This is a genomic window from Hymenobacter telluris, assembly GCF_017313265.1.
Taxonomy (GTDB): domain Bacteria; phylum Bacteroidota; class Bacteroidia; order Cytophagales; family Hymenobacteraceae; genus Hymenobacter; species Hymenobacter telluris.
In genome coordinates this window covers 44,820-63,607 of sequence record NZ_JAFLQZ010000009.1, presented here as the reverse complement: position 1 = coordinate 63,607, position 18,788 = coordinate 44,820, and the positions used below count along the sequence as shown (strand labels likewise).

The 18,788-nt window shown below is 60.0% G+C and carries 7 protein-coding genes and 1 pseudogene; all 8 read right to left on the bottom strand.

Annotated elements, in window-relative coordinates:
* Window positions 1-57: 57 nt before the first annotated feature.
* The 8 genes and pseudogenes from J0X19_RS14300 to J0X19_RS14265 all read right to left on the bottom strand — a co-directional run bounded on the left by J0X19_RS14300 (window position 58) and on the right by J0X19_RS14265 (window position 18,748).
* The gene (locus tag J0X19_RS14300; RefSeq protein ID WP_206985058.1) at window positions 58-2,916 is read right to left on the bottom strand and encodes a glycosyl hydrolase; all 2,859 of its coding nucleotides are present in this window, start codon (window positions 2,914-2,916) and stop codon (window positions 58-60) included.
* A gap of 235 nt (window positions 2,917-3,151) precedes the next feature.
* A complete protein-coding gene (locus tag J0X19_RS14295; RefSeq protein ID WP_242582705.1) occupies window positions 3,152-4,210 on the bottom strand; it encodes a glycoside hydrolase family 88/105 protein in 1,059 nt (352 codons plus the stop codon).
* Between the two features lie 377 nt (window positions 4,211-4,587).
* Window positions 4,588-7,458 carry a glycoside hydrolase family 2 protein gene (locus J0X19_RS14290; protein WP_206985056.1) on the bottom strand — a complete coding sequence of 957 codons (2,871 nt, stop codon included), beginning with the start codon at window positions 7,456-7,458 and terminating at the stop codon, window positions 4,588-4,590.
* A gap of 324 nt (window positions 7,459-7,782) precedes the next feature.
* Window positions 7,783-8,997, bottom strand: a complete 1,215-nt coding sequence (locus J0X19_RS14285; protein ID WP_317194780.1) for a glycoside hydrolase family 88/105 protein — start codon at window positions 8,995-8,997, stop codon at window positions 7,783-7,785.
* A 252-nt stretch (window positions 8,998-9,249) separates the two neighbouring features.
* Complete coding sequence (locus tag J0X19_RS14280) at window positions 9,250-10,902, bottom strand: glycoside hydrolase family 28 protein (RefSeq protein ID WP_206985055.1); 1,653 nt, start codon at window positions 10,900-10,902, stop codon at window positions 9,250-9,252.
* Between the two features lie 209 nt (window positions 10,903-11,111).
* Window positions 11,112-13,244, bottom strand: a complete 2,133-nt coding sequence (locus tag J0X19_RS14275; protein ID WP_206985054.1) for a hypothetical protein — start codon at window positions 13,242-13,244, stop codon at window positions 11,112-11,114.
* Window positions 13,245-16,070: 2,826 nt separating this feature from the next.
* Window positions 16,071-16,712: pseudogene (locus J0X19_RS25245) on the bottom strand (DUF4450 domain-containing protein); the annotation flags it as partial.
* Window positions 16,713-17,194: 482 nt separating this feature from the next.
* Window positions 17,195-18,748 (bottom strand): RagB/SusD family nutrient uptake outer membrane protein, encoded by a 1,554-nt coding sequence (locus J0X19_RS14265; protein WP_206985052.1) that lies wholly within the window; start codon window positions 18,746-18,748, stop codon window positions 17,195-17,197.
* Between the last annotated feature and the right edge of the window lie 40 nt (window positions 18,749-18,788).

The following is an 18,788-nucleotide window of genomic DNA, read 5'->3' as shown; positions in this document are numbered from 1 at the left end:
GGGAGGTTGGGTGGATGATAGTTCCCGCGAAAGTTGCGGGCTTCTGGCATAGTAATTCTACTGCACCTTCGGCGGCTGGGCGGCGGTAGGCGTCAGGGTGACGGGGCCGAGCAGGCCGGACTCCTGGGGCGTCCACTTCTCGGCGGTGAACAGGCCCTGCTCGTTGCGGTTTTCCTTGAGCTTGGCGGCCAGGTTCACGTTGTAGAATTTGCGGTACTCAACGTGGTTTTTGTCCATGTCGATGATGCGGTTGGCCATACCGTTGCTCACCGTCACGGTGAGGTTGTTGGTGGCTTGCAGCTGCTCTTTCGGCACAAACACCTGATACACCGGCCCGATGAGCGTGCCGAGTTCCTTGCCGTTGAGCTGCACCCGGGCACTCTGCGCTACGCGGCCCAAATCGAGCAGGTAGCCGCTGCTGCTGCCCTGCGGCGTGGGGAAGGTGGTAGTGTAGGTGGCCGTACCCGAGAACTTCTGGCCGGCCTCACCCGCTATGGTCGTCCAGGAGTCCAGCTTCTGGGTTTTGATGGGCGCGGGCAGCGTTGGGCCACCCGACACAAACTGAATGTTCCAGGTGCCATTGAGCGGCTGCGGCGCACCGGTTGGGTTCTGGTAGGCATACGCGGGGCCGGTGGTGCCCGCTTCGTTGGTTTCCAGAATGCACGATTCGCCGGGGGCCAGCTGCACGTACACTTCCGGCAGGCCGCCCGCCGCCGGGCGGACGGAAGCCATACCGAGCTTTTCGGTCATGGGGTTGTAGAGGGCCACCGACTTGGCCGCGGTTTGCAGCGGCAGCCAGCCGTTCATGGCCTTGTCGCCCCAGTTGGCCACGAAGTAGTAGTGCCCCTTGGCGTGGCGGCGGCGCTCGAACTCCAGGCCGCTATCCACCATTTTCTCGCGCTTCAGGCCGGCTTGCGTGAGCAGCTGGTCTACGTCTTTGCCCACCAGAATGCGGCCTTTGCCCACCGTGGCCTGTTGCACGCCCGCCTGTTTGCTGGCCGTAAGCTTGATTTCACTTAGCAGCTTGCGGAAGGCACTGCGGCGGCTGTCGAGGCTGCCGAGACCGGGCACGTCGGTGGGCAGCTGGTTTTCCATAACGATGGTAGCCCCGCCTTCGGCCAGCTTCACGAGCTGTTGCAGGGTGGGCAGCGGCATCAGGCTGGCATCGGGCACCAGGATGGTGCGGTAGCTGGCGCCGCCGGTTTGCAGCGTAGTGCCCGCCGCTTTCACGCCGAGCAGCTGTTTATCAGAAATGTAGTCGAAGCCATAGCCGCGCTTGAGCAGCACCTGGCTGGCTTCTTCCACAGGCAGGCCTTTGAAACCGTGCTCGATGCCATCAAAGTGCTGCAACATCACCTTGCCGGGCCGCACGTACGAGTCGTAGATGGGTAGGTACACCAGCACGTCGTTGGCGGGCTTACCGGCCTGCATGAAGCTCTGGCACCGCGCCACGTACTTGTTGAGCTGGCCGAAATCAGTCCAGAATGTGTTGTTGGGGTTGAAATGCACGGCGGCGTAGAACAGCCAGCCGGGCCACGCCGCCGCCTGCGGCGAGTAGTTGGTGCCGTGGTAGAACGTGTGGTTGACGCCGCCGAGCAGCATCCGGTCCATGGCCTTTTTCACATCCGAGAGCTTGGACAGGAAATGGTCGTTTTCCCAGGTGGCCGACTCGGCCGAAGTCAACGGCTTGCCCGTAACGTGCGCCGCCGACGAGGCAAATTTGATACGCACCAGGTCCTCCCCTTCCGTTTCCGGAATGTCGGTGGCGGCGTAGAGGTCAAGGATGTTGGCCGGGGAGCCGTGGGCCTGGTTGCGGATTAGCGCATCGTGGGTTTTGGCCCAGGTGGCCCAGGTTTTGGTGTAGTTTTCGAGCAGCAGCTCCGATATGGTTTCCCGGTAATCAGACAGCACCCGCTTGTTTTCGTCGTCGGAGGCCTTACCGAACAAGGCGGGCAGGTGCTGGCGCAAATCGTAGGCGCGGCGCTTCTGGAACTCGGCAAACAGCTGCGGCGTCCAGTTGCCCTCGCCCTGCGCGTCGTCTACTTCATAGGAATCATTGAAGAAGGCACGGATGGGTTTCACGTCGCGGCCTTTGAAGGCTTGGTCGAAGTGGCGCAGGTAGTTGTCGGTGGCGGTTTTCGAGAAGTGGTCGATGACGTCGCCTTCACCGCCGGGGCCGGCGCGCTCCACCATCTTGCCGTGCCAGCCCTGGAACACGCCATAGAGGGTCCAGTTGCCGGCCGGTGCGGTCCAGTTCAGCTTGCCATCAGCGGCAACTTTGCTGGTCAAATCCAGCGTCTGGCCTTTGTCGGAATACGCCATGAGCGCCTGCAAGGGCAGCGGCTTCTCGAAGCGCACCTGGTCGAAGGCGCGGAGCTGCAAATCGGGGTTCTTCACAATCGGCTCGACCAGCTGCTTGATGTCGACCCGCGGGCCAATCATGCGCAACAACGGCTGTTGCACGAAGCGCACCGGCTCTTTCAGTTGCTCGCCGCCCTTCACCGAGTAGGTTTGGGAGGCCACGTACTTACAGGCGTCTTCCTGGCTCACCCAGGGCCCGCCAAACGGCCAACCGGAAGCCTGCGCCATATCTACGCCCAAGCCCAGGCGGCCGGCTTCGGTGAGCGTGTGCCCGAGCATATCCATCCACTTCGGCTCCAGGAAGTTGATGAACTGGTCTTCCGCGCCCTTCACGCCGTAAATCGTGGTGATTTCCACGCCGCCCAGCCCGGCCTGCTGGTATTGGGTGAGCAGGCGCGTCAGGTCCGGCTTATTCACGGCGCTGCCTTGCCACCACCAGCGCGTCCAGGGCTTGGTTTGCTGGGTGATTTCCGGCCATTTTGGCGCCTGCGCTTGGGCATTGCTTTGGGTTAGCGCGGCGGCGAAAAGCAGGGAAAGCGCGAGGGAATTTTTCATAGGTTGGAAAGACTGTGGGTACTTATAAGCTAGGAAACTAGCTCCCCTCCTTTTTTCAAGGAGGGGTTGGGGGTGGTATGATTAGAGCTAAAAGGCTAGAGCTAGATAGGCTATGATGGGTTGTTCTGATGTTTCAACCACCCCTAACCCCTCCTCATCTGAGGAGGGGAACTAGTCTTCTAGTTTTAGCTCTAATTCCAGCTTCAGCAACGATTCAGCAAGCTGGAGCTTGGCCTTACTTCATTCTGTAAATCTCACTGCCGGCGAGCAGGAAGCAGCCGAGGCCGTAGTCTTCGAAATCGGGGGTGCTGGTGTAGCTGACGGGCTGGCCGTCTTTGGGCTCTTTGCCGGTGCCTTGCACATAGCCCAACTTACCGTCGGGGTGCACGCATTCCTTGGCCATGGCGGTCCAGGCTTTGGCAATGAGGGGCTGGTACTGTTTGGCGTCGAGCAAGCCGTTGTTGATTCCCCAGGCCATGCCGTAGATAAACAACGAGGTACCACTTACTTCCTTGCCCCCGAAATGCGTGGGGTCATGCAAACTCACGTTCCAGTAGCCGTCGGGGCGCTGGAGGGGCGGCAGGGCCTTCATCATGTTCAGGTACATCTGCTCGTATTCAGCGCGGTGCGGGGCGTCTTTAGGCATGATTTCGAGCACGCGCACCAGGGCCGCTACCACCCAGCCGTTGCCGCGGCCCCAGTAGCAATCCTCGCCGTTGGGCTCCTTGTAGGGCGGCACAAAGTCTTTGTCGCGCCACCAGAGCTGGTCTTGCGGGTTGTAGAGGCCGTTGCCGCCGTGTACCGTTTTCGAGTAGTTGTAGATGCGGTACATCTTCTCGTAGTAGGCAGTATCCTTGTACATCACGCCGAGCTTGGCGTACACGGGCATGGCCATTTGCAGGGCGTCAATCCACCACCAATCATCCACCTTGGGGCTGTTCACCATCAGGTCGATGCTGGCTTTAATGTCGCGGATGCGCTCAGGCTGAGGGTCTATTTCGTAGAGGGCAATGTAGGTTTGGCCCGCGCACTGGTTGTCGGCGTTGCGGGTGGAAACGCCGTTGTTCAGGCCCCATTGGTGCTTGGTGCCCCAGTCCACGGCGTAGTCGTAGTAGGGCTTCTGCTTGTCGATGCCATAGAGCGCCATCAGGCCTTCGTAGTACACGGCCCGCGTCCAGATGTGGCTGGGGCGCGCTTTGTTGGTTACAATTTCCTTGCCCGTATCCGGCCACTTCTTCATGAAGTAGCTATTGGTGAGGCGCATGGTTTTGAGCACGGCCTTTTTCTTCGGCATCTTCTGGGCCTGGGTAGCGACGGTCACGGAGGTGGTCAGCAACGCCCCCAGCAACAAGGCCTTCCAACGCGGATTCTGGGTTTTCAAGACTGGTTCAGGTGCTTTCGACATAGGAAATAGGGGTGGATTCAATGGAACTGGTACTGGCCGCTGAGTTCAGAGACTCAAGAAGGAAAATCCGGTTGCGCTGGCCGTCCTGTACTGTGCGGGTTGAACGGGTAGTCGTGCTGGCGGGGCCTCACCCCCCGGCCCCCTCTCCTAAGGGAGAGGGGGAGCCAGCCGATTGACAGACTGTTCTAAAGTAGTATTTCGTTGAACGCACCCCCTCTCCCCTAGGAGAGGGGGCCGGGGGGTGAGGCCCCGCCAGCATGACACCATCAGAACAGCTCGTCCTTGGCCGGAGCCTTGTAGGGCTGCGGGGCGGCGCTGGACTTTGGCAGGCCGAAGAAGAAATACAGCGTGCGTTTTGAAAGACCGTTGACGTGGTTTAGCTCACTGTTGGGGCCGAGGTTTTTGGTGTTGGCGTCGATGTTGAGGGCCAGTTTGGTGCCGAGCGGCGGGATGGTTTCCAGGAACGACAGGTTGCCGACGGGCAGGGCCGGTGAGGGCTTCACCCCCGACAAGCCGTAGAAATCGAACAGCCGCACGAACAAGCCTTTGTCGGGGCTGGCGACCAGGAATTTGCCTTCCACGGTGTTCATTTCCAGCCAGGTGATGTCGGCGAAATAGCCCTTGAACTCGGGGTAAATCCAGGGGGCGGCGCCGGTTTGGGTGTTGTTGTAGGCGTTTTCCCACACGTTTTCGGTCACGCCCTGGAGGCGGTTTTTCCAGACGCGGTACGGGCCTTTGCCGAGCCACTTGGCGCCCAACACGTAGTTTTCGGGATAAGTGAAGCTGATGCCGGTGAACGGCAGGTCGCCTTGCGCGGCAAACTCGTAGTCGAGGCGCAGCCAGCCGTTGCCGTCCATCTTGTAGCGCATGGTTTTCAGGTCGCCCTGATAGCTTGTTTCCACTACTTCGCCGTCGGCTTCGGTGCGGTGCTTCAGGCCCGTGAAGGTGGCGTTGCCGCTCACCAGCACCGGACCTTTGCCAAAGCTGAGCTTGTCGCCGCTGTTGCCTTTCACGTCCTGGATTTCGCCGGTTTTCTTGTTGAAGCTCACCGTAATACCAGCCGCTTGCAGCGTAAGCGTGCTGTCGGTTTCAGTGGCGGCTACGGACGCGCTTTGCTTGCTGGCGGCGGGCAGAATATCACGGAGCAAGCGGGTGTTGGTACCGGTTTTCCAGCTCCACTTGTACACCAGATTTTTCTGCGGGTCATAAGCCGACAGCACCAGCGCGTCGTAATCCTGCCAGTTTTTGGGCAGTTTCAGCTTCAACTCCCCCCGGCCCAGCGGCGCTACGGCCGGCGAAGTGGCGCGGCTTTTCTGCATGGTGGTCGAGCCGGTGAATACTTCGCCAGGCTGGCGGTAGTTCACCAGTTCCCACTGGAAAAAGCACTCATTCAGGTTGTTGTAGTGGTAGCGGTTTTCCACCGGAATCGTGCCCTTGAACTTGGCAGGCAGTTCCTTCATATCAATCTTGATGGGCGAGAATATTTCCCGCAGCGCGTAGAAGCTGCCCTCCTTCTCGCGGTGCGGACCAACTACGCCGTCGGGTGCATTCACGCCGTTCACGTCGATGATGTTGTTCTGGTCGGTGCGCACAATGCCTTCATCCACCAAGGCCCACAGGAAGCCCCCACCGGAGCGTTGCGACTTCCAGTGCAGGTCCCAGAAGTCCTGCAAGCCCACGGCCGCGCCACCGTCGTCCTGGGCGTGCAGGAACTCGGTGGGCATGTAAATCAGGGAATCAGCGAGGATTTTCTGGGTGCTGTAGTAGTTCTCGTAGTGGTTGCAGTCGATGCCGTTGAAGTCGTTGCCGGGGCGGTGGTGGGCGTGGATGACGGGGCGGTTCGAGAGGTCGTACTTGCCGTAGTCGTCATCCAGCTCTTTGTTGGTGCCGCCTTCGTTGCCGTTGCTCCAGAAGATGATGCTGGGGTGGTTGACGTCTTTCACTACCATCTCGCGCACCAGCTTCTCCCCTACTTTGGTGCCGTAGGCTTTCTGCCAGCCGGCCAACTCATCGAGCACGTAGAGGCCGAGCGAGTCGCAGAGGTCCAGGAACTTAGCGTCGGGCGGGTAATGCGACATGCGCACGGCGTTCATATTCATTTCCTTGATGAGCTTCACGTCCATCAAGTGAATGGAGTCGTTGAGGGTGCGGGCCGTTTCGGGCCACCAGCTGTGCCGGTTGATGCCCTTCATCTTCACCTGCGTGCCATTCACGTAGATGCCCTTGCCGCGCCGGATTTCGATGGTGCGGAACCCGAACTTCTCGGTGGTTTGGTAGAGCGTCTGGCCGCCTGCTTCCAGCCGGATGTTGGTGCGGTACATATTTGGCTTTTCCGAGTTCCAGAGCAGCGGCTTGCTGACCGTGGTACTGAGCTTCACCAATGTATCGGTGGCGGCGGCGCGGCCTTGGGCGGTGCCGACCACTTTGCCCTGGGCGTCCAGAATATCAGCCTTCACGTCGGTCGGCTGGCGCAAACCTTTGAGGGCGACATTCACGGCAAACGAGCCGTCGGCGCGGGCGTTGATGGCGGTGTGCGGGATGAACTGCTTGGGGTAGGCCTCCAGGTACACCGGCCGGAAAATGCCGCCGAATACCCAATAATCAGCGAGCCGCTCGGCGTTATTCACAGTCGGTTCCGCCGACATCTTGCTGACGGTTACTTCCAGCAGGTTGTCCTGGCCGTATTTCAGCTTGTCGGTGAGGTCGTACTTGAAGCGGTAGAACGCGCCTTGGTGAATAGGGCCGGCCAGCTGGCCATTTACCTTCACCTCGGTATCGGTCATCGAGCCCTCAAACACGATGAATATCTCTTGCCCTTGCCAGGCGGCGGGCACCTTGAACTGGTGCTTGTACTGGCCTTTCTCGTCGGCGAAGCGGAAGTTCTTGCCGTAGGTTTTGTAGTCGCGGCCGTAGTTGTAGCTGCCGAACCCCTGCTGTTCCCAGCTCGAAGGCACCTGAATGGTGGTCCAGGCGCCACTACGGCGGCCGCCGGTGCAGTAAAAATCCCAGGTTTTCGTGTGGATGTTATCGGTACCGGAGAGGTATTGCACCTGCTTGCGGGCCGACGTTTGCGCGGCGGCTGGAGCAGTCCAGAACAGCGCAGCGCAGGCCAGCCAGGGTAAGAATGTGGTCTTCATGGAAAAGGAAGCGGGAAGCCGGGAGGTGATTTTCGTCCCAACTTACCCCGGAATTTCCCTATCAGTAACCTGTAGTATCCTGCTTTCGGTGGTTTGGCGGGCCTCACCCCCCGGCCCCCTCTCCTAGGGGAGAGGGGGAGCCAGCCGAATTCAACGAGCAAGGGCCTGAAGCTTAGCAGCTTCAGGCCCTTGTATTTCAGAGTTTCCCCTGATTTAGTTGTTAGCGTCGGTCAGCAGCAATGTGTGAGGCCCCAGCCGAACACGTTGCGCTGTAAATCGTCAGGCTCCCCCTCTCCACGGGAGAGGGGGCCGGGGGGTGGGGCCCTACTTCTTACCCTTCGCCATTTCCATTTCTACGCTGGCCATGATGAACGGGCCGACGCCTTTGAAGTCGTTCTTTTTGATGGGCTCACTCAGGTAGTACTCGTATGAACCGTCGCGGTACGGGTCGCCGCCGAGGCCACCGACGCTGACCGTGCCGTTCAGGGCCAGCAGGCCGTTGGGCTCGGTGGCTACAAACTCTTTCACGATGCCTTGGTAGCCTTTTTGAGCCGGGGCGGCGAATTTTTTGTCGAGGTAGCCCATGCGCACACCTTTGGCCAGCGCGTACACGAACATGCAGGAGCCCGAGGTTTCGATGTAGTTGCCTTTGCGGCCCGCTTGGTCGGTTACCTGCCACCAGCCGCCGGTTTTGGGGTCCTGGTACTTCACCAGCACGGGCGCCAGGCGCTGTAAGTTCTTGATGAGTTGGCCGCGCTGCGGGTGGTCTTTCGGGAAATAGTCGAGCACATCGACCAGGGCCATGGCGTACCAGCCGATGCCGCGGCTCCAGAAGTTGGGCGAGAGGCCGGTGGTTTTGTTGGCCCATTTCTGCTCCCGGCTTTCGTCGTAGCCGTGGTAGAGCAGGCCGGTTTTAGGGTCTACGAGGTGCTTTTCCACTTGCGCGAATTGCAGGGCTACGTGGTCGAAGCCGGCGGGCTCGTTGAACAGTTTGCTGTACTCGGCCGAAAACGGCTCGGCCATGTACAGGCCATCCAGCCAGATTTGGTAGGGGTAGCGCTTCTTGTGCCAATAGCCGCCTTCCTTGGTAGTGGGCTGGTCCTGCAACTGCTGGTGCAGCAATTCGGCGGCGCGCTGATACTTCGCTTTGTCGAGGCCGGGCTGCTGCATGAGCGTGAGCAGCACGCGGCCGGCGTTGATGTTGTCGAGGTTGTAGTCGGCCATCTTGAAGTACTGGATGGACCCATCAGAGGGCAGCGAGTAGTCCATCGTTTTCACGATGTAGTCGAGGTACTTTTTGTCGCCGGTGCGCTGCCACACTCGTTCAATCGACTTCAGCATCAGCCCGTGCTCGTAGCCCCAGCGGGCCGCCCGGTTGCGGCTGGCCGGCACCGAATCGGGGTAGAGTTGCATAAATGAATCGGCCATTTGCTGCGACAACGGCAGCGCGGTTTTGGGCTTGGTTTGAGCGTGTAAGCCGGAGCTAAAAGCCACCAAGGCCACCAACAGACAGAAACGCAGCATTGTGTTCAACTTCATAGTATTCATCATGGATTCAACGGTTCAATAGTACGCTGGCAAACACCTAGCCGCTTGTAGCTTTTTGGCCTGATTCAGTAGGAAACTAGCAGAAGCACCTTAAAAACCGTCGTTTCAGGTTCTACAGAAACACTTGCTCGTCATGCTGAGCCTGTCGAAGCATCTCGCGTGCTGACACCAGATTACTAACTCAACGTCAGCACGCGAGATGCTTCGGCAAGCTCAGCATGACGTTCTTTTACTTTCCGGATATCAGCGTTTTGATACTACTACCGCCTTTTTCTTCACGTTCTCTCCTAGCTCCAACGGTTGCTTGGCTTTTGAAACGTCGGTGTTTACCAGGCGGACGTTCTTGGCTTTATCGGCACCGGATACGCGTAGCAGCACTGTGGCACCGGGGGCGTACTTAACGTTGTCGAGGGTGATGTTCTGGCTGTTGTGCACTTCCATCACGGGGTCTGTGCTGGTGGGCAGCAGGGTCACGTTTTTGAGGCTGATGTTGTCGGCTTCGATGCAGACTAATCCTTTCTCGCTTTGCAGCACGGCATTTTCGATGCTGATGTCCTTGATGGCCATTTCGGGCAGGCCGCGCACCATGATGCCGGTTTTGGCGCCGTTGCAGGTCACGTTGCGGATCTGGATTTTGCGGAATTGCGGCGTGCTTTCATCCACGGGTTTGGCCGGCGACACGGGCCGCTCCTTGGAGCCCGCTACCTGCGGCGTGGGGTCCTTGATCATGTAGTACATGTCGAACAGGATGGCCTCGCCGGGAATGTCCTTCATGTCGATGTCCTGAATGAATATGTTCTCCACGACGCCGCCCCGGCCACGGGTGGTTTTGAAGCGCAGCCCGATGTCGGTGCCAATCATAGTGATGTTGCTCACGTACAGGTTGCGCGCCCCGCCCGACATTTCGCTGCCAATCACGAAGCCGCCGTGGCCGCGGTACACCTTGCAGTTGCGGATGATGAAGTTCTCGGTGGGCATGGCCCGCTTGCGCCCCTGCTCGTTGCGCCCCGACTTGATGCAAATAGCATCGTCGCCGGCGCTAAAGGTACAGCCTTCCACAATACCGTTTTTGCAGGATTCCAAATCCAGGGCATCGGTGTTGGGCGTGTAGGGGCCGTTGAGCACGTTGATGTTGCGCACGATTACGTCCTCGCTGCGCATGGGGTGCACGGTCCAAGCGGGTGAGTTCTGGAACGTGACGCCCTCGAAGAGCAGCCGCTTGCACTGGTCGAGCACCAGGAAATCGGGCCGCAGATAATCTTTGATTTCTTCGAAATCCTTGATTTCCGACTTCTCCTCGGTCAGCACGCCGGCTTCTTTTACGGTAGTGCCTTTCAGGCTTTGAGCCGAGGGGTACCACCGGTCCTGCTTCTCGTTCAGGAAGCCGCCCGAAGCCACCAGCTGCTTCCACTCGCCTTCGGTGGAGCGGCCCTTTTGCACCATCCACCACGCCTCACCGGCCCCGTCGAGGATGCCTTGGCCGGTAATGGCTACGTTTTCCAGGTTCTTGCCGTAAATCAGGGCTTGGTTGCGCACGGCGTCGAGGCCCTCCCAGTTGGTTTTGTGCAGTTTGTAGTCGGCGCGGTTATCGCTGAACTGGATGAGGGCCCCGGCCGCAACGTGCAGGTTCACGTTGCTGCGCATCTCAATCGGACCGGTCAGCCACTGCCCACGCGGCACGAGCACCACTCCGCCGCCTTTTTGGCTGCACTCGTCTATGGCTTTCTGAAAGGCCCCGGTGTTCGACGTCAGGGCATCGGCTACCGCGCCGTATTTGGCAATGGAAAAGGTATCGGCGCGGAAGGACGTGGTTTTGACGGGTGGCAAAGCGGATTGCTGAGCCACGGCCAAGCCAGGAAGCGCAAGTAAGGAAAGGAAGGCAAGGAATTTTATCATACTGATTACTAAATGGTAACAGAGGAATGATGTAAGCTAAAACTAGAAGCTAGTTCCCCTCCTTTTTCAAGGAGGGGTGGCCGGAGGCCGGGGTGGTAAAACCGTCAGAACGACAACTAGCTCTAGCTTTCTAACTCTAGTAAACCACCCCGCCCTCCGGGCACCCCTCCTTGAAAAAAGGAGGGGAACTAGCTTGCTAGCTTATACCGTTACGGCATCTTGCTTAACCCTTCCCAGCGCACCGTCCAGCCTTTGGGGATGCCGGGATTTTCGGTGGGGCAGCCGTCGTAGCCGGCGCACATGAGGGCCACGGCTGAGAGCAGGCCGCCGTTGCCGGGCAGGTAGATTGGCAGGCGGTCCTCCTGGTAATTGTGGCCGCTGGGCAGGTAGGTGTTCTTCTGCACCTTCATCAGCAGCGCGTCCACGGCTTTGTCGGGCATACCGAGGCGGGTGGCCGTCATGGAGGTCATGGGGAAGTCCCAGCCCCAGGTTTTGTCCCAGCTCCAGTCTTTCCACACCAAATCGAAGGTGCGGCGCATGGTGGCGGCATCCACCTGGCCGGTGGCGGGCATCACGCCCAGCGCGCCCAATACGGAGGGGTGGTCGGTTTTGAACTCGGGGTTGGTGTAGGAATCAGGGGCCGACTCGGTGGCCAGGTACACCCCGCCGGCTTGCGGGAGCTTGGAGAGTTTGGCCAGCATCTCGTCCCACTTGGCGTTGCGCGGCTGGCCCTGCCGGATGCGCCATTGCTGGGCCGTATTCAGCGCCCAGTTCCAGTACACCAGCTCGAAGGTGGGGTTGAAGGTTTCCTCGGCCTTGAACCGCTCCTGTGCCGGAATAACGCCCTCGCCGAGGATGTATCGGTCCTTGTCTTTCTCATAGAACGGGTACGACGCCATGAACTCGGCCGTGGCGGCTACCCTATCCTGGTACAGCTTGAGGGTGGCCGCGTTAGGGTGGGCGCGGTACATTTCTTCGGCGAAATAAATCATGTGGGGTTGCTGCCAAATCAGAAACGCCCCCACCGACGACGGCCCTTCCTGGCCCCACGGGTCGGTCATTTTCTGCCACCGCACGCCGTCGTAGCCTTGGCGCTGGGCAATCTTGCGGGCTTCGGCACGCACATCGGGGCGGGCGTACCACACAAGGCTTTTTTCCAGCAGTTCGGGGCGGCCCCACAGCGCGAAGTGCGCCGAGTGCCACCAGTGCATTTCCAGGTGCGGCCGGCCGTACCAGCTGTTCAGCACCAACCCGGTTTCCTGCGGGGGCTGCGAGCCGGCGCCTTGCAGCCGGGTCAGGTACTGCGACAGGATGATGCGGCGCTCCAGCTCTTTGGCGCGGGGGTCGGTGGTACCGCTGAAGTCCACGGCCCCGCCGCTTTTCCAGAACATCGGCCACTGCTGCTGGCTGTTGGTGCGCGTGGCAGCAAACGTAGGGGCCACGGCAGGCCGCGGCGCAAAGCGGCAGCCGAACTCCAAAACCGTACCCTGCTTGCCCGGCGTAAGGATGAATTCGTGCGCCTGCCCGGCAGTCAGGGTGGCGGGCTGCTGCCAGTTCAGCGCCACGGCGTAGGTGGTGGTATCGAGCTGGTGGGTGAGCAGCGCCGCGTTTTTCTTCGCCTCAATGAGGCTCGATTTGTGCTGTTCGGTGTGGGTGTAGTCGGTACCCATGTCGGCCCAGCCGGCAGTGGGCCACGGGAAGCGCAGGGACACTTTCAATTGCCCGGTTTGCAGCAGTTTGGATTCCACGCGGGCCGCCACGGCATCCTGCTGCTGGTGGCCCACCGTTACCACGTCCACCGGCACGCCTTCCAGCGTGAAGTGGCTCTTGATTTCGCCGGTCCAGGGGTTGAGGGTTTGCCGGATGTTGCGCAGGTCTTTGATGGTGGCGGGTTTGCCGTTCTTTTTCACCAGCACAAACCCCAGGTTGCCCAGCTGCAAGCGGTGCGGATTGGCCCGCAGGAAGTCCACGGCTTCCTTGTTGCCGGCCGTTTTCACTTGCACCGAGTAGCTGACTTTGCGGCCGTTGAGGTCGTAGTCGCGCAAGCTCTGCTCGAACTTGTAGCCCTCCTTGTTGGGGAAGCTGTGCCAGCCCCACTCCGACTGCGTCCCCAGCGGCACACCCTTTTCATAGTACAGCGGAAACGTCTGCAACCCCGTCACGTCCACGGTGTAGGCAAACGCCCCGTTCCCCACCGACACCGACGAGAGGGTATCGGTCGTGGTGTTCACCACGGTATGCCGCTCCACCAGGGCTTTGCGGTCGATGGGCGTTTTCTGGGCCAGCAGCGGTTGGGCGAGGCCGAGTACAAGCAGACTGGGAAGGAGCTTGGGTGGAAGCATAGGTGGATGGGTTAATGACATCAGGTGCTCGTGCTGCGCAAATGGAAGTATAGACTTCCCTGCTATATGGATTAAACTAAAGCTAGAGACTAGTTCCCCTCCTCAGATGAGGAGGGGTTAGGGGTGGTTGACCAGAGCGTTGAACGAGGATTAGCTCTAGATCTTAGCTCTAATTCTTCAACCACCCCTAGCCCCTCCTCATCTGAGGAGGGGAACTAGTTTTTTATTACTTGGATCTAGTCTTAGATTCATTTACCAGATACTGTAGTTCCGGAATTACTCCCTCGCCAGCGTTACGCTCATCAGGCCGATGACTACATCATTGGCTAAAGCGCGTAACGTTAGGCTCTTGAGTTTCTTTTTGGGGTTGAGGGGCAAGTCGAGCACGGTGGCGGCGCCGCCGTCGATGGCGCGGGTGCTGAAGCCTTTGATGCTGGTGTAACTGGCAGGAACCTCGCGGGAAAGCCAGCCGGTTTTGAGGTGGAGCCGGTACGGGCGGGGCGCGCCGGTGGTAAAGGCAAAACCGTCTTCCAGATAATCCTGCTCGATGGGCCACCAGGTGCTGGGGTTGCGCAAGGGCAGCGTTTCGGTGGAATTGTCGGCGTAGGTTATCACCACTTCGCCGTTCGTTGTCTGGCTTTGCATGGGGTTGGTGGAACCTGCCATCAGCAAGTAGGCATGGCGGGCTTTACCGCGCAGCGGCAGCGTCTGCGAGTCGGCGTAATTATCCCACTGCGACACAAACAGGATGTTCTTAGCACCGGCTGCGCCCGGCGTGCCCAGCGGCACACCCTCCGGCAGTTGAATTTCGTTTTTCGCGCCGGCCAGTTTACGTAAGCCAGCATCATCAATAACGGCCTGCGTGAGGGGGTAGCACCAGTTGCCGATGCCCTGCTTAGGCAGTTGCAAGGTAGGTCCGGTGGGCCGGGGCGAGACGTACTTGTTCTGGAAAATCTGCGTGACCTGGTCGTTGAAGTACGGCGCCAGATTCACCTTCTCGTACTTTGCCGCCGAAACGGGAGTGGCCGCAACTGGCGGCGCGGAGGCCGTTTGCACGTTCAGGGCCAACGGCGCCCACCACGTTAGGTCGCCTTGCTGGAGCTGCACGAAAGCGGTGCGGCTGCCCGCGGCCCCGGACACCTGCGCCGTGAGGGCCGAACCTGCCGGCGTAGCACCACGCAGCGTCTGCTGCGGGTCGAATACCTTGGTAATGGTAGCGTGCGGAAACCGAACAGCCAGCGCCGCCCCCGGCGCGTAGGTTGGAGCCAGCGCGGCGGTATCGGGCTTGTCGCCGGTCCAGCGGATTTCCACTACGTAAGTGGCTGCCGGTTCACTGTTGATTTCGATTACTGGTGTGCCCATGGCTTCCACTACGTTCTGCCATTTTACCGGCTGGCCGTTTACCGTTACGCTCTGCACGGTGGTGCCACGGGCCGGCACTTGCAGCCGCAGTTTCAGATGCTTCGCGAAGCGCGGCGTGATGGTGTAGACTTCCCGCCGACCAGTACGGCGAAAATCAAACGTCACGTCCGGCACCGTCAGGGCGGCCTCGTTCCAGGCGGCGGGCAGCCCTGGCCGGACCACCAGCGTACCCGCCAGCGCATCGGGCTGAATTCCGAACAAGCCTTCCACCAACGAGCGGGACGCCATGCCAATGGGGTCGGCGAAGTCGCGGTACAATTCGCCCCGGTGCGCATCATAAAAGGAAACCTGCTGGAAGTTGCCGGGGCTGCTGCCCAAATACATGCTCTCCAGCAAAGCGCTTTTCCAGAGCGTGAAGGCTTCTTCGGAGCGGCCCGCCTGCCAGTTGGCCAGCGTGGTATGCAGCACTTCGGCCAGGGCCACGTTGTTGATCGACCAATCGTAGGGTTGCCAGTTGGTGGTCGAAAGCAGGTAGTAGCCGTCGTCGGGCAAGCCGGCGGCGCGCACCGGGATGTGCGGAATTTCCGCGTCCACGTAGCGCAGCGCCTGGTAGGCCTGAAACGGGTCGGGCACCTGCGAGTCGAGGGCGTGGTAGATGGTCCAGAGGCCGGCGGCGGGGTGCAACGCTTTGCGGCCAAGGGCATCCTGATACTCGGCGTACCAGCCTTTGGCTGGCATCCACAACCGGCTGTCGATGGCCTGTTTGATGGCAGCGGCTTCCTGGCGGTATGGCGCTGGGTTTTCGCCCAGGCGCTGGGCTAGTTCGGCCGTTAGTTGGTTGGCCAGGTAGTTGTAAGCCGACGAGTGCGTGACGGCCCCGCCGCTGTACTGCAAGGCATCAGAAGCCCAGATGGCGGCGTAGGCGTCGTAGAGGTGGTCGTTGTTGGGGTCGAAGTTGCGCTTTTCCCAGGCCAAGTGGCGTTGCAGCACGGGGTACATTTCCTTGGCGAAAGCCAGGTCGCCGGTCCAGTTGAAGTGGCGCAGCAGCTGGTCGATGAACACCAGGTTCATGTCGTAGTGGTGGGGCCGGAAGTCGCCGCCGGGATTGCGGCTGATGTAGCCGCTGCTGTACACGCTGGTGCCTAGCTTTTCCTGGCTGCGAGCCAGATTCAGGGTGGTATCCATTACCACCGGCCCCGTGGCGGGGCTGGTCAGCTGCGACTTGGCGTAGGCTCGGAAGTGCGTTTGGGCCCGGTCGTGCCAGCCGAGCGGGTCGGCGGTGTAGGCCCCGCGCCAGCCGTTGAGCGGCATGCGCCAGGCAATGGCGCCGTGCAGGTAGCCAGGCTCCTGCCAGATGGCGTCGGCCGCCACCCCCAGCGCCCCGCCCAGCGTGTTAATGTACGGGTCGGGCGTGCGTACCTGAATGCGGTTTGCCAGCTGCTGCCGCGCCGCTTCGGCGCGGGCAAAGGCGGCGGGCAGGTCGGCGTAGCGCAGCATAGCCGCCGTTTGGGGTACCTGCACCGCGAAATACATAGTTTCCCCCGCCTTCACCGGCATAGCACCGGCCAGCACCGGCGCGGCCGATGCTGTGGAAGTCAGCAGCTCCTCCGGCGAGTCCTGTTGCGCGGCATCCGCCACACGCAGCTGGGCGCCGGGGGGCACTACTCCTAGCAGGTTTCGTTGTTCGATCTGGGCTTTCTCCTCCCCTTCCTTTTTCCGGAGCGGCACGCCATACGTTAGCCGGAATGCGTTGCGTTGCAGCTGAAATGTGTTGCCCTGGCAATTCTCTGGCTTCAGGTAGAAGCTGGATTCCGGGTCGGCCCCGATGTCACCGTCGCGGCTGAACTTCTTGCCCGTTACGCCCCCAAACGCCCACAGCAGCTGCACCTGCCCCGCTGGCACGCCCTCGAACTTCGCCTTGACAAGCATGCCTTCGGCATCGGCCATGGCTTGCACTTCCAGTTGCAGCTTGCCGGTTCCCAGCAGCGGATCCTGGATTTCGTAGAGCATGCTGCCGGGCCGGTAGCGGGCTACAATCCGGTCGGCTTTGATGAGCCATTTGCTTTGCTTGCCCCCTTGCAACCCGAACTTGAAGTTGCCGCCCATACCGGGCAGATACAGCGCAAACTCGGGTAAGTCGCCGGTTTCCACGCGGAAAGCGGTATGGGTGCTGTACAGGGCGCGGGTGAACCGTTTGGTGCCGTTTTCAACCACGAAGTCGGTACCGTCGGGGCGGTAGCGGAGGGTGCGCGCTTCGTTGTGCCAGAGCGCCGGAGTGGTAGACGGCAGCTGCGCCAGCGCCGCATTGGCAGCAAGCGTACTGGCGGCCCAGTACAGGCCCAACACAATGTGTTTGCTAGACTTGAGGTTGAAGAAACGCTTACACAAGTTGTTTACCACCGGCTTTCCTTTTTCACTGGCGCAGCACCTAAAACCGCACCAAATCAAACTTTCCGAAATACAAGAACGTCATGCCACCCCTGGGTCGGCATCCTGTACTATGTGGTTTTCACTCATCACACTTCAGAATACTTCGCCAGACGCAGCATGACGCCCTTGTACTTTGTGCTACTGTATACTATTTTTTACTAATACCCTGGATTTTGCTCGTATAGCCCAGGCACCGAACTTAATTCCACCTGCGGTACTGGCAGCAGCAACAGGTCGGCCGTGATGGGGCGCACGATTTTATTGTTTGGGGCTGGCTGGTCTTCACGCTGCGCCCAGGCGTTCATCGTGGTCAGGGCCAAGCCGGAGCGCATAAGGTCGTTCCAGCGCAGGTTTTCACCGGCAAATTCGCGGCGACGCTCGTCCATCAGGCCTTGCAGCGTAAGAGTTGTTAGGGCGGGCTGCCCGGCACGAGTGCGTAGCGGGGTGAGGCGGGTAGCAGCACTGGCAGCCGTACCACCCACGCCCCGCACCTCGCACTCCGCTTTCATCATCAGAACATCGGCATAGCGCATCACAATAAAGTTGGTCGCCCAGTCAGTGCGGCTACTGCCTTTGGCCGCTACGTTCACGTATTTCTTGTAAAACGGGCGTCTATCGGTGATATTCTGAAAGGTATACCCCTGCTGAATGTTAACGGTGCGACGGATGTCGAGGCGGGCGCGAGTAGTGTCATACGCCACGTTGTTCAGGTCGTTGGAGCAGGGCTTGATTTCCACCGAGCCGGCCGAAAACGGCAGCGCAATCGAGGTATAGTAGGCATCGGGCACTACCACGTTCATAAACGAGGAACCCAGGTTGCCTGTGCCATTGGAAATGTATTGCAGGTCGAAAATCACTTCTGAGTTATTTTCGGCCGTCGGCGAGAAGATGTTGGCGTAGGTGCTTTGCAGGGCGTAACGGGCCGTACCCGTGCCGGCAATGATTTCGTCGAGCAGCACATTGGCCTTGTCGTACTCGTTGCTGTTCAGGCCGGGCCCGTTGATGCCGTAGGTTGGGCCCGATTTGGTGAGGTACATCAGCGCCAGCAGGCTTTTGGCGGCACCAGCCGTTACCCGGCCCACGCCCGAAGTGAGGCCAACACCCGTGCCTGTGTAGGAAATGGGCAGATTGGCAATGGCCGTGCGCAAGTCCGACTCAATCAGGGCATACACCGCCGATACTTCGCTGCGCGGGATTTTGGCCACCTCCTGCGGAATGAGCGGCTGGTCAATCACCGGCACTTTGCCAAACTTACGCACCAGGTCCAGGTACATAAACGCCCGGATGAACTTGGCTTCTCCCTCGTAACGGGTACGCAACGAACCCGTTACGGCTCCATTCTCAGCCAACTGCGCGAGCATGGTGTTGGCCCGGAAGATGGTAGAATAGCTCGACGCCCAGGCATCGGCTACGTAAGGATTAATGGTAAGCAGGGCCGCCGAAAAATTGTTGATGGGGTCCCAGTCGCGCGAGCCGATGGAACTCACTGCAAACATGTTGTCGGAGCGCAACTCCGAGAGAATCACTTCACGGTCGGGGTAGCCCCGCAGCGAGCCGTACACGGCCGACATGGCCTGGTCGAAGTCGGCCGCTGTTTTATAGAAGTCTGGTACCGAGCCGTTGGAAATCGGGGTTTGTTCGAGTTCCTTTTCGCAGCCACCCAAGGTCATCAGGGCGCACGCAAGGGATAAGGAGAGGAATATCTTTTTCATGGATGATTTCAGGAGTTAGAAGCCAAGAGGCAGAACACAG

Excerpts from the sequence above, each read along its gene's own strand:
- J0X19_RS14300 (WP_206985058.1), bottom strand. The coding sequence starts at position 2,916 with ATGAAAAATTCCCTCGCGCTTTCCCTGCTTTTCGCCGCCGCGCTAACC.
- J0X19_RS14280 (WP_206985055.1), bottom strand. The coding sequence starts at position 10,902 with ATGATAAAATTCCTTGCCTTCCTTTCCTTACTTGCGCTTCCTGGCTTG.
- J0X19_RS14285 (WP_317194780.1), bottom strand. The coding sequence starts at position 8,997 with ATGAAGTTGAACACAATGCTGCGTTTCTGTCTGTTGGTGGCCTTGGTG.
- J0X19_RS14290 (WP_206985056.1), bottom strand. The coding sequence starts at position 7,458 with ATGAAGACCACATTCTTACCCTGGCTGGCCTGCGCTGCGCTGTTCTGG.
- J0X19_RS14275 (WP_206985054.1), bottom strand. The coding sequence starts at position 13,244 with ATGCTTCCACCCAAGCTCCTTCCCAGTCTGCTTGTACTCGGCCTCGCC.
- J0X19_RS14265 (WP_206985052.1), bottom strand. The coding sequence starts at position 18,748 with ATGAAAAAGATATTCCTCTCCTTATCCCTTGCGTGCGCCCTGATGACC.
- J0X19_RS14295 (WP_242582705.1), bottom strand. The coding sequence starts at position 4,210 with ATGCCGAAGAAAAAGGCCGTGCTCAAAACCATGCGCCTCACCAATAGC.